Here is a 13,378-nt window from a genome sequence, read left to right as displayed (position 1 = left end):
ATGCTAAACGATAAATCGTCTATTGAAAAACTTCGATGGATTATGGCCCAGCTACGTGATCCTGAAAACGGTTGCCCGTGGGATATTAAACAAACTTTTTCGTCTATTGTTTCTCATACTATTGAAGAAGCTTACGAAGTTGCTGATGCGATTGAACAGCAAGATTATGTTGAACTAAAAAAAGAATTAGGTGATTTACTGTTTCAAGTGATTTTTTATAGTCAATTGGGTGAAGAAGAAAAACTATTTGGTTTTGATGATGTAGTAGAAGCTGTTTGCGAAAAACTTATTAGGCGTCATCCGCATGTGTTCTCAGACGCATCATTAAGTACAGATGCTGAGATTAAAGCTAACTGGGAAAATGAAAAAGCTAAAGAGCGAGAGCTGAAAAATAACACAAAAAATGATGAAGAGCGTTTAAGCATACTCGCCGATATTCCTAAAAACTTACCAGCATTATCACAAGCAGCCAAAATACAAAAACGGTGTTAACATGTAGGTTTTGATTGGGATAATGTTGATGATGTTTTTGCTAAAATTGAAGAAGAAGTGGAAGAGGTTAAAGCTGAGCTTCATCGTGATGAAGCAGCCTTGAGCGAAGAATTAGGGGATTTATTGTTTGCGGTAGTTAACTTGTGTCGTCATGCCAAACAAGACCCTGAAACCATATTACGTAAAGCGAATAAAAAGTTTACTAAACGATTTCAATCTGTTGAAAGTAAAGTAAATCAATCATCTAAAGCATTTACTGATCATAAACTCGATGAGCTTGAAGTGTATTGGCAAGAAGTGAAACAAGAAGAAAGTAAGTAATCTCAGTTCGAGTTAACGATATACTCCTCCTGTATACTTTACAAAGTAATAAACATAAAAAAAGCATCTAACTCATAAATAAGTAGATGCTTTTTTTTATTCGCTTTACGTTATTCTTCTGTAGGTAGCTCAGCATTGTGATAAACGTTTTGTACGTCATCACAATCATCTAACATTGCCATAAACTTCTCAAAATTAGCAATGTCATCGGCATCTGTTAATTCTGTATAAGTCTGAGGAACAAAGGTAATTTCTTCAACTTCTAAGTCATATTCAGGCATGCTATCGGCAAACGCTGTTTTAATTTTGAAGAACTCTGTATGTGGAGCAAATACAGTAATGATACCGTCTTCAAGTTCAACGTCAGTTACGTCTATTTCAGCCATTAATAAGTTTTCAAAAACAGACTCGTCATCTTCACCTTTAAAAGCAAAAACAGCTTGGTGGGCAAACATGTGAGACACGGTGCCCGAAGATCCTATTTTAGAATTTGTTTTAGTAAAACACTGACGAACATCTTTAATCGTTCTGTTACCGTTATCGGTTAGGCAGTCAATAATGACCATACAGCCACCTGGGCCGTAACCTTCGTAACGAGATTCACTATAGTCTTCGCCACCAGTACCTTTAGCTTTTTCAATAGCTTTATCAATAACATGAGTAGGTACTTGGTCTTTTTTGGCTTTTTCAATTAAACGACGAAGAGATAAGTTACTGTCAGGATCTGTACTGCCGTTTTTAGCACATACGTAAATTTCTTTACCGTATTTTGAATAAACTTTCGTTTTGGCGCCCTGAGTTTTAGCCATTGATAATTTACGGTTTTGGTAAGCTCTTCCCATTTTTAGTCGGTCTCTTTATTTATCTACAATAAATTTTACCTAGATTCTACCAGTGAAAGGCTGGTTTTGACTAGTGTATGGCCGAAAATTGATGAATAATTTATGTTAATTTTGGTTTAAAAATGTTGTTTTAACCCAGTTTGCAAAAATCTCAAGTTCAGGTTTATTATCTAAATTTTCATGCTGAACTAAGTAATAGCGATCATTAGTGACCAATTCATCGTCAAATAATTTTACCAATAAACCTTCATTAAACCATGCATCGCTCATAGGGAGTGGGATTAGCGCTATTCCCATGCCTTGTTGGGCTGCTCGGGCAACACCAAACATGCTGTCAAATTGTATTATTTGTTTCGGATCGAAGTCGCTTATACCTACTTTTTCAGCCCATTGATGCCAAGACCAAGGTCGTGAACGATGTAATATTAATGGAATAGATTTAAGAGCATCAAAACCACTATCTTTCCATTTTTTATATAATGCTCTATTACATGCGGGTGCATATCGGATAGGAAATAGATCATGAACAACGCTAGCGTTTGGTTTTCCATTAGCCAAAACTATCGACAAGTCAGCTACTTGAGAAGGTTTAGAACCTGATTTTACAGTTTCTAATTGTAAGTTAATAGTCGGGTTTTCTTCTGCCCACTCACTTAACCTTGGAATAAAAAGTTCACTGGCAAAAAACTCAGGCAAGCTAATAACTATCGTTTTATTTTGCTGACTATTTGTAAAGTCAGAGATCGTTGATTCAAGTTGCGTGATTAAAGGGCTCACGGATTGGTAAAATTGCTTTCCTGCAGAAGTTAGCTCAATTGCACGCGTTTGGCGCTTAAATAAAGTGATGCCCAATTGCTCTTCAAGCTGTTTTATTTGGTGACTTACTGCAGAAGGTGTTAAAAAAAGTTGTGAGGCTGCATGTTTAAAACTTAAACATTTAGCGGCAATACAAAAAGACCTTAGGCCTCTAATAGGTGTTTGAATCGGCATATCATTTACAACAAGGTAGTTACGTCACGAACAGTAAAGCAATAATTAGACCTGCTAGTCAGTTTTTATTTTACCTTTTAAAACAATCGTTTAATTTTTTTTCTTTAGCTAATATCATAATTTTTAATGTAATGTTCTTTTGTGGTGCATTGGTGTGCACCATAATGGTTGTTTTTATAGCGTGTATACATTGTTCTTATTAGAATAATAAGGAGGGGTAAGTCGCAATGAATTAATTTGATATGAAATATGGAAGATAAAAAAAAGGACGCCATAAGGCGTCCAAAACAACAAACATATGTTTCATCAATCGGGGAGATTTAAAAACAAGTTCATTCTAGAAATACTTGACACATGTGACAAGTGTTAAGAAATCACCTGATGAATGAATTTTATTCACCTATAACTTCATCTAAAATAATACGCGCTTGGTTTAAGGTGTTTTATTACCTAGTGATTTTGAGGGAAGAGATAAAAAGCTTTGCTATAAAGTAACTTATAACAAAGCTTAAGGGGAGGGTATGCTACTGATGTAATATTTAAGTAATTTTAAAAACGGATACTTCTCTTTCTAAGTCAGTGGCTAGTTTGGCTAACTCGACACTCGATTCAGCAATATGCTCTGTAGCCGTACTGGTTTCCGTTACACCTATATTAAGTGTTTCTACGCTTTCTAAAATAATTTTCACAACAACCGATTGTTCCTCAGCAGCCGTAGCTATTTGTGTACTTAAATCGTTTATCTGATTCATTTCGTCGTTAATGACTTTATTAAGCTCATTAACTTCCTGCGCATGTGTTTTAACTGTATTTGCTTGAATAACGCTATTAGCCATTACTTCAACCGAAGAATTAGCACCATCCATGATCGTATTTACCATATCATTAATTTCTTTGGTTGAGTCTTGGGTGCGTTGGGCAAGCTGTCTTACTTCGTCTGCAACCACGGCAAAACCTCTACCTTGTTCGCCTGCTCGAGCGGCTTCTATGGCTGCATTTAGGGCTAAAAGATTCGTTTGATCTGCAATCCCTTTAATAACATCGAGTACGGTAACAACTTGACTAAAGTCTGCTCGTACTTTTTGAACACTTTGTTCGGAGTCTTGTATTTTATCTGTCATAGATAAAATAGCGTTGTAGGTGTCACTTATTTTAGTTGAGCTATCTGCAACTTTATTTTGAATCTCATGTACAGCTGAGGATGTGGTAGATGCACTTGCCGCGACATCGTTTACCGTGGTGCCCATTTCTTCCATCGCTGTTTTAAGTTGATCTGATGCAACACTTTGAACCGATAGTGTTTGGCTCGTTTGAGTAGTAATAGTTGCTAACTCTTCTGAAGTACTTGATTGTTGTAAAGAGACCATTTCTATATTTTTAACAATACTGGCTAAATTATTAATCATTTGTTGAATGGCCACTTGTAAATGACCGACCTCGTCATTAGATGTTTTAGCCACTTTAATCGTTAAATCACCTTTGGCAACACGTTGTGCAGCTTCAGATACCACGATAATGGGAGATGCTATTTTACCTGCAAACAATATACCCACAAACGCGATAACAACCACAAATACCACCATGAGGATTATCATGAAATTTGTATTTTTATTAATAGAAGCAAAGGCTTCTGGCTCGTCTATTTCAGACAAAATAGCCCAACTGAAGTTGTCGAAATCTATCCGGTCAAAAGACGAGAGCACCGGATTGCCATTATAATCGGTGATAATATTAGTGCCTTTCTTGCCAGCTAAAGCATCTCTTGCTGCTTGGGTATCAACACCATTTTTTTCAATAGTGCCTGCAAAGCTCGCTTTAACTGAGTGACCTTCAGGATCCAAAAATGAATTACTTCTCATTTTAAAGTCCATACCCACTAGGTAACTTTCTCCGCTATCTCCCATGCCTTCTCTTACGCCCATAATATTTTGTATTCCTTCAAGAGGTAACTGCAAGGCAATATAGAGGGACGTTTTTCCGTTAGGGTCTAATATTGGTTGCCCAATGAAAGCTGCGGGTTCGTTATTACTTGGAGCGTAAGGAGTATAATCAATAAAGCCGTATTGCCCACTGTTTTGTATTTGTTTAATTAAATGACCTAAATTTGATGACGAATATTTTCCTGTTAAAATATTCGTTTGATAATCAGCTTCTTTAGCTACGCTGTAAAAAATATAACCTTGGGTATCTATAAGAAATAAATCATAGTAACCATATTGCTCTATATAATTTTTATAAAATTCTTCGTTTTTAATTGTGTTGGGGTTAAATGCTTCAGCTACGTCAACTTCAGAAATAATAGCCCATCTAACACCGTTGGCTACTTCTAAATAGTCCCAACTACTCACTACGGGGTTATTATTATAATCGCTGATTATTTGCGTATCTTTTTTACCCTTTAACGCATTTATTGCTGCTGTTGTTTCTACTTTATTATTTGAAGCAAAAGAAGCTCTAACGGAATAATCTTTAGGATTAAGGTAAGAGTCAGAACGCATAAGATTATCTGTGCCGACCAAATAAGACTCGCCTGTTTCTCCCATTCCTTCACGGTTACCTAAAATGTGATTAATTTTTTCTATAGGTTGTTGAAAAGCTATATAACCTATGCGTTTACCTTTAACGGTTACAGGTTTTACAGTAAATGCAGCGGGATCGTTATTACTTGGCCTATAAGGCTTGAAATCAGCAAATTGGATATCTGTAGAATTACTTTGCTGAGCTAATGTAAAGGCTTGATAAAATGAACTGTCGTTTAAGTCTTTCGGAATGTTTTGGCCTAAATCACTTTCTCTAGTGACGGAATAAATAACCGTACCTTCGTTATTGAGAATAAAAAAGTCATACCAACCAAAATAATTTAACAGTGGTTTGTATGAAGTGTCATATTGATCCAGCAATGTTTTCCACTGCCCTTTATTTGAAAAGCTGTTTGATAGTGTATTTATATGTTTGTGTAATTCGTTTTGTTTAGAAAGTAATTCTAGCTGGGTATTGTTATTAGCTAAGTAATCATGCAACTGTGCTTTTTTTATTGAGTTAATTGCAGACAACTTCATAAAAGATTGTTTTTTCATGGTGCTTGCGATTTCAACGAGTACAGACATATCGCCTTTTCTTTCTGTAAAGTAGGTTTCAATGGACTGTTTTTTTATTTGATTAATCGCAGTGAGTTGGTTGTAGACTTTACTTGATACATCTTCAGAGTTATTAATTGTTGTGATAATACTGATAATAAGAGCAGGGATAAGACCAATAGCCACCAAAAGTAACATGATTTTGGTTTTCAAATTTTCCATTTTGAACATATTAATATCTCGCAGGGGAGTTAAACACTTTTAATACTTATTAAATAATAGTGCATAACGATTTAAATTTTTATTAATTATAACAGGAAAATAATAAAACAACGCTTAATGTTTGTTTATTATGAATTTTATCTTTTAGTGTTGATGAATATATTAGGTATTAAATAAACAAATCATTTTTTTTTAATAAAGGTTGTGGTTGTTTTGACTATATCTTGATGATTTGTTCAATTGATTTATGGCATAAGAAGTAAAGTGTTGAATAGGCCTCAAGAATGAACAGAACAAGGTTTATTCTTTTGTTTATAACGTGTTTAGAGAATTTTTTTTTTATCTATTAAAGCGCCGATTTTCTTACAAAATAAGGCGATTTCGTATTATTGTTATTCGAGCTAATTTTATAAACTCTTTGGCATAATGCTAATTTAATAATGTATCGTGTAACTTATTATTAGCTGTAAGTGTTTATAGAGTATTTATAGGTCATGCAGGTCTATTTTCTTTATATTTATCAAATTATCTAGTTTTTGTAGGGTACTATCTATATGAGTTCATCCCCCCATTTTGTCATTAATTTTTTTATTCTACTTTTAGCCACTATTTTTAGTGGTTGTGCGGATCATGAAAATTCAACACAACCAGAAAGTATTCAAGCAACAGAAAAAGTTTTAATTTTTAGCAAAACTAAAGGTTGGAGACATAAATCAATTGAACTAGGTACTGAAAAAATAACACAAGCACTTAGTAATAAAGGGATGCAGGTAATAGCTACAGAAGATGCTTCTATTTTTAATGATGCAGAGCTTTCCGCTTTCTCAGCCTTAATTTTCTTAAATACCACAGGTGATATTCTTAATAAGCAGCAACAAGTTGCTATGGAACGTTATATACAAGCAGGTGGTGGATTTGTAGGTATTCATTCTGCAACTGATACTGAATCGGGCGGTGATTGGTTTTGGTATAGGCGTCTCGTGGGGGCTGTTTTTAAAGGGCATCCGGGTGTACCGTCAAATGTACAAACAGCAAAACTTAAAGTGCTGAGAAAAGATCACCCTTCAACGGCTAAGCTTCCAGATTTTTTTAGTGTTGCAGACGAATGGTACGACTTTAAAAGCTTATCTGATCGCAGAATAGATTTAATTAGCGTTGATGAAGGTACGTATAATGGTGGCGGGCATGGCGTTTATCATCCTATTGCTTGGTATCATGAGTTTGATGGCGGCCGCTCTTTTTATACAGGGGTAGGTCATAATGCCAGTAACTTTAGTGATCCTATCTATATGGAACATTTATTAGGGGGGGTTGAATACGCTATAGGTAATAATGAACGTAATTATGCAAAGTCGAGACCTGAACCTAATCGTTTTGCTAAAGACGTTTTATTTGAAGGGCTGGATGAGCCTGTAAGTTTAGACATTACTCAAGATGGTAATACGCTTTTTTATGTTGAGCGTAAAGGGCAAGTAAAACGTGTTGTATTGTCTACAAATACTATGACTGAAGTTGGTAAAATTGATGTGTATTCACCTGATGGTTTTGGTGAGTTTGGTTTATTGGCACTCGCGTTGGATCCTAATTTTGATATAAACCAACATATCTATTTTATGTATAACTCCTCATTAACTGGTTCTGATAAAGATTTAACACAACGAGTGTCTCGTTTCACACTTAAAGAGGGTCAAATAGATCAGGCAAGCCGTATAGATATGTTTGATGCTCCGAGTGAAGGTAATTGTTGTCACACTGGTGGTAATATGGAGTTTGATGCTAAGGGCAATTTATTTATTGCTTTAGGTGATAATTCTAATCCGTTTGAATCTCATGGTGTTGGACCTTCTGATTTTAGAGAGGGTAGAGTTGCTCACGACGCCTACCGCTCTGCCGGAAATACACAAGACTTTCGTGGTAAAATTTTACGCATTACTCCTCAAAAAGATGGTTCGTATACTATCCCTAAAGGGAATTTATTTGCTAATTCAAGCATAGGTAAGCCTGAAATTTATGTCATGGGGACACGTAATCCTTATACCATAGCGTTTGATGATAAAGAGCAAACTTTATATTACGGTGACGTAGGCCCCGATGCTAAAGGATATAATGAAAAATATGGTTCTAAAGGATTCGATGAAATAAACAAAGTTACACAGGCCGGTAATTTTGGTTGGCCTTCATTTATTGGCAATAATAAAGCTTATCGTCAGTTTGATTACGAAGCGCAACAACCAGGAAAGTGGAATAATCCTCTTTTCCCCATGAATAACTCACCTAGAAATACAGGTGCAAAAAGTTTACCTGCCGCACAACCTGCTTATATTTGGTATCCCTATAGTAATTCTGATGTTTTCCCTGAATTAGGCGCAGGTTCTCGTAATGCTTTGGTTGCAGGGGTTTATCGCACTAAACAAGGAGATAAAGCTTTACCTAGTTATTACGACGGTGGGTTATTTATTTCAGACTTTATGCGCCGTTGGATCAAGGTTGTTTTTAGTGACCAAAATGGTGATATATACAAAATTGAAGAGTTTGTTCCTGATGCTGAATTTATTGCTCCTATTGACTTAAAATTTAGCAATAAAGGTGAACTTTATATACTAGAGTACGGCTCTAAATGGCATACAGGGAATATCGATGCCAAATTATCAAAAGTATTTTATACCGGTGCAGGTAATAGAAAACCTAACGCTAAAATTAGTATTGAAAATACGCAAGGGGTTGTACCCTTTGCTGTTACAGCTTCTGCAAAAAACTCTACGGATCCTGATAACGATCCCCTAACGTATATATGGAAAGTCGCTAGCTTAAATATAGAGCAAAGCCCAGAACAAGCCGATTATACTCATGTTAAAGCCGTCACAGGACGTGATGTTACATTTGATTTAACTGAAAAAGGGCGCTTTGGTATGCAGTTGTCGGTAACCGATCATAAAGGTGAAAGTCATCATGTTTATAAACTGTTAGAAGTCGGTAATGCACAACCTGTAATTAGTATTACGGTAGAAGATAATCATAGTTTTATTTGGCCTAACCAAGCATCGCCAAAATATCGTGTAAATATTGATGACCTAGAAGATGGCAAAATTACTCAAACGTCAGAAAACTTTGAAAGAGTTAATATTACTTTTAATAAAGTAGAGGTAGGAAAAGTTGAAAAAGCCGTAGGACATTTAGCTAATGATCCTTTTGGTCCGGGTCGCGCTGCTACTAAGAAAAACTTATGTACAGGGTGTCATCAAGAAAAAGAGGCTTCCGTAGGGCCCTCGTTCCAAAAAGTAGCAGATAAATATGCGTCATTAAAAGATCCTATCGCGTATTTGAAGAAAACTATAGCAGCAGGTAGCACGGGGAGATGGGGGGATCATCAAATGCCGGCGCACGACTTTTTATCTGAAGAAGTACGAGGAACGCTTGCTCAATATATATTATTACTTAAGTCAAAAGCTCCGAGTTTACCCTTAACGGGTCGATTACCTAAAGTTACAGAAGAGGGGGCTTATATTTTAAAAGCTAGCTATACGGATAATGGTAATCAAGAACTTTCAGCTATTGAAAAGCAACAAACACATACGTTTATTTCTCCTGTTCTTAAAGCGGAAACAGTATTCAAAGCTGCAGGTCAGGTAGAAGGAACAGAGTTAACTCGCGCTAAAGTTAAAACAATCTTGGTGTCTGGTAATAATATTGCGATCCCATTAGGTGAATACGATCTTAACCAAGTAACAGGCATAACATTGTTACAACAATATAAACCAGAGTTATCTGAAAATGCAGTATTTGAATTACGAGTTGGTAGTGTATCAGGTAAGGTTATTGCGCAAGATAAGTTTAATTATGCAGGGATGAAGCGAGGTGATGATCAAAGGTTAACTTTAACCTTTGATCCTATAAAACAAAAAATACCGCTCTTTTTGGTCGTGAAAGCTGAAGGCGCCAATAAAGATAAGCTTACTGCTAACTTAGTTTCATTTACTTTTTTGAACTAGAGTAATTTATTGTCATTAAGTAACCATTGAGTAAAAACTAAAAAGGTCAGTGAATGCAGATTCACTGACCTTTTTTCATACTTTGTTTATGGCGGGTATATACCAAGTTGATCACTTTATGATTCAAATGGGTATTATAAGCTTTTTGTTAATTTAGCCGTTAAAACAGGTCCTCTGTTACTAAACCCTACCGATTCTTCATAACTGTTGTCCAATATATTATTGGCGCTAAATGCAAAGGTAAGGGATTTATCAATTTTCCAACGTAAGGCAAGATCGACGCGTGCAAAACCGGCCATTTCAACCGTTCCTGTAGGCACAGAACTATCATAGTAACTACCATTAAAGGTAATGCGAGATAAGAGTGACACATTGTTAAGTGGTTTATAATCTAACTGAAAACCACCTTTTAATTTAGGTCTTCTACGGAGTTTTATTTCTGTATCGAAGGTGTCTAATTTAGCATAGCCAATATTTGCTTTAGCATATAAATCTTCATTCAATTTAATATTTAGTGCAAATTCAGCACCTTTAGCACGTACTTTTGAACGGTTAACATTTGTAAATGTTTCAGGATCAAAATCCACTAAATTTTTGTACGTATTTTGATAAAGATTAAAACGAGTAGTTAACTTATTTTGATTAAACGCGCTATCTAGCCCAATTTCATAATTCTCACTAAGCTCGGGTTTAAGGTCTGGGTTACCTACTAAAGGGTGTCCTATAGCGAAAAAGCTAGGTAACTTAAAACCCTCACTGTATTGAGCTGTAAAAGAGTGAGCTGTTGAGATTTGATAGCGACTCAGTACACGATGAGTGGTTACCGAAATATCATCAGCTTTATCATGACGAATACCCGCTGTTATATTAAGTTCAGTTAATGGAGCTAACGTGGTTTCAGCAAAAACAGCTTCATTGTGTCGAGACAAAGTATAAACGGCAGGTAGAGGAAAACCAAAATCAATAACGCTGTCCATTCCGCCATCTTCATCGGCTATAGATGCCCCTAAAGCCATTTGAATTTTATTTGAATAGGCGTAATTTGCCGTTAAGCTAAAGTCGGTTCTTTTGTAATGAGAGTCAACATCAATTGCCGGCACTGCATCAAGTTTGCCTTCTGCGATACCAGGGTTTATCGAGGTTTCTTCGCGTTTAGTTGTAGCGGCATTGAACTTAAGATTAAATGTATCGGTAAGGTTGTGCTGTATATTCGCGTTAGTATTTGTTTGTGTAAACTCTCTTGTTTCTTGTAAAGGGATAGCAGCCAGACGATCTCCACCGCTGTCTTCTGGAAAAGTTTCTCCCTGTCCATCAACGTAAAATAGGCCAATATTCCACAGTGTAGTGTCATTATTAATTGAACTTAATGAAGCATTTATAGCTGAGCGATGAAACGCATCTCCAAAGTGACTATCGTCATTATTTTGATAAGATGCTAACAAGTTGAAATCAGCAATATCAGCAATTTCACTACCTAAATGAATGCTTCCCACGGTAACACTATTAGAGCCCGCAGAAAGGCTTACACTACCTATTTTATCTGCTGCGTGTTTTTTGGTTTTTATGCTAACAATACCAGCAAGTGCATCGCTACCTTGTACGGTTGAATAGCCACCATAATAAACATTAACGCTTTCAACCATTTCAGGATCGATAGTACCTAAGTCGAACGCACCGCCACGACTATTTGTAGGGTCATTTACCTTTACACCATCAACAAGAATAACAACGAAATTCGCTTCACTGCCTCTAATTGACAAAAAGGTTAATCCGGCTGCGCCACCTTGTTCTGTGATATCAATCCCGGGAACACCACGTAAAATATCAGCAAAGCTGTTAGGTGTAAGTGCGGCTATTTCATCTGCACTTATTGAAACATTGGGAATATGTTCTGATGAGCTTGCATTAGAGATATGCGTACCAATAACGGTAAGGGTTTCTATATCGTTTGCTTGGGCTAAACTGTTATGACAAAGAGGTAGCGCTAAACATAAAGTGGTTGCTTTTAATTTAAAGTCGGCTAATAAAGTGTTTCGTAATGTGCTAAAAAAATGTTGTGGAAGAATGTTGTTTTTCATAATGAATTTTGCGGATAGCGGTAAATACCAATCTCAATAGTTAATTGAATAAGTATAAAATATCCTTTAAGACCTTAATGGTTATTAAATGTGATCAAGTACGTTTGTATTTTACATACAATTTACTGGTTTTATAAATAATTTAAAATTTAATGATAGTTATAGTGTAAACATTTCATGAAGAAAAAGGGTTCAGCTAAAACAATAGAGCTAAGTTTCGGTATAATAAGGTTAAGAGTAGGTGCTTACCAAATGCTTTTGTTATACAAGCATTTGGTAAACGTTATGGCTGTTATTAAGTCATAACTTATTATTTAATACCAAGAATTTTATTGTTAAGTACTTCATCAGCCCCCATGCCTGCAAAATCGTCAAAGGCTCTTTCAGTAGGGCGAATTAAATGTTTATTAACAAAATCTACACCTTCGCGCGCGCCATCTAAAGGATGTTTAATACAGCATTCCCATTCAATTACTGCCCAGCCATCAAAGCCATGTTGAGTCAGCTTACTAAATATACCATTAAAATCTACTTGGCCATCGCCTAACGATCTAAAGCGTCCAGGTCTGTCTATCCAGCTTTGGTAGCCACCGTAAACACCACTTCGACCTGAAGGATTAAATTCAGCATCCTTTACATGAAACGCTTTAATACGTTCGTGATAAATATCGATAAAAGCTAGGTAATCTAGCTGTTGCAGCACAAAGTGACTCGGATCATACAAAATGTTTGCTCTAGGATGATTACCTGTTGCTTCTAAAAAGCGTTCAAAGGTTACACCGTCATGTAAATCTTCTCCCGGGTGCAATTCATAACAAACATCAACACCGGCGTCATCAAACGCATTTAATATCGGTAACCAACGGCCAGCAAGTTCTTTAAACCCTTGTTCTACTAATCCTTGAGGGCGTTGTGGCCACGGATACATAGTGTGCCACAGCAAAGCACCTGAAAAACTAGCATGGCCTTGTAAGCCTAATCTTTGACTCGCTTTTGCTGCTGCCATCATTTGGTTAACAGCCCATTGTGTGCGAGCGGCTGGGTTATTTTTTACTTCATCAGGAGCAAAGCTATCAAACATTTGATCGTAGGCAGGGTTTACTGCCACTAACTGACCTTGTAAATGAGTTGAAAGTTCTGTAATCACTAAGCCATGTTCGGCCGCTATGCCGGTAATTTCATCGCAATAAACTTGGCTCTCAGCTGCTTTTAGTAAGTCAAATAATCGCCCATCCCAACTTGGGATTTGTATGCCTTTAAAGCCTAAACCACTGGCCCATTGGCAAATTTCAGTAAAATTATTAAACGGTGATTCATTACCTGCAAATTGTGCAAGAAATATAGCAGGGCCTTTTATTTGTTTCATT

Annotated in this window: 6 protein-coding genes and 1 pseudogene; 2 read left to right on the top strand and 5 right to left on the bottom strand. The window is 36.3% G+C overall.

The features are described from left to right. Positions 1-813: pseudogene (gene mazG, locus B0X80_RS10735) on the top strand (nucleoside triphosphate pyrophosphohydrolase). A gap of 110 nt (positions 814-923) precedes the next feature. Here the strand turns inward: mazG and B0X80_RS10730 are convergent. From B0X80_RS10730 to B0X80_RS10720, 3 genes are all read right to left on the bottom strand, one after another. Next, positions 924-1,655, bottom strand: a complete 732-nt coding sequence (locus tag B0X80_RS10730; RefSeq protein WP_076420358.1) for a YebC/PmpR family DNA-binding transcriptional regulator — start codon at positions 1,653-1,655, stop codon at positions 924-926. Positions 1,656-1,760: 105 nt separating this feature from the next. Further along, positions 1,761-2,639, bottom strand: a complete 879-nt coding sequence (locus B0X80_RS10725) for a LysR family transcriptional regulator (protein ID WP_175623933.1) — start codon at positions 2,637-2,639, stop codon at positions 1,761-1,763. Positions 2,640-3,184: 545 nt separating this feature from the next. After that, a complete protein-coding gene (locus B0X80_RS10720; RefSeq protein ID WP_077340185.1) occupies positions 3,185-5,953 on the bottom strand; it encodes a methyl-accepting chemotaxis protein in 2,769 nt (922 codons plus the stop codon). Positions 5,954-6,498: 545 nt separating this feature from the next. On the opposite strand from B0X80_RS10720, the gene B0X80_RS10715 reads away from it, so the two are divergent. Next, the gene (locus tag B0X80_RS10715; RefSeq protein ID WP_077340184.1) at positions 6,499-9,933 is read left to right on the top strand and encodes a ThuA domain-containing protein; all 3,435 of its coding nucleotides are present in this window, start codon (positions 6,499-6,501) and stop codon (positions 9,931-9,933) included. 134 nt (positions 9,934-10,067) lie between these two features. Here B0X80_RS10715 and B0X80_RS10710 read toward each other — a convergent pair whose 3' ends face one another. Both B0X80_RS10710 and B0X80_RS10705 read right to left on the bottom strand, forming a co-directional pair. Next, positions 10,068-12,011, bottom strand: coding sequence for a TonB-dependent receptor plug domain-containing protein (locus tag B0X80_RS10710; protein WP_077340183.1), 1,944 nt, complete (start codon positions 12,009-12,011; stop codon positions 10,068-10,070). 310 nt (positions 12,012-12,321) lie between these two features. After that, entirely contained in the window at positions 12,322-13,377 is a 1,056-nt protein-coding gene (locus tag B0X80_RS10705; RefSeq protein WP_077340182.1) for a sugar phosphate isomerase/epimerase family protein, read from the bottom strand. Position 13,378: the final 1 nt, after the last annotated feature.

Source organism: Pseudocolwellia agarivorans (assembly GCF_002000085.1).
Classification (GTDB): domain Bacteria; phylum Pseudomonadota; class Gammaproteobacteria; order Enterobacterales; family Alteromonadaceae; genus Pseudocolwellia; species Pseudocolwellia agarivorans.
This window is presented reverse-complemented; position numbering and strand designations above follow the sequence as displayed.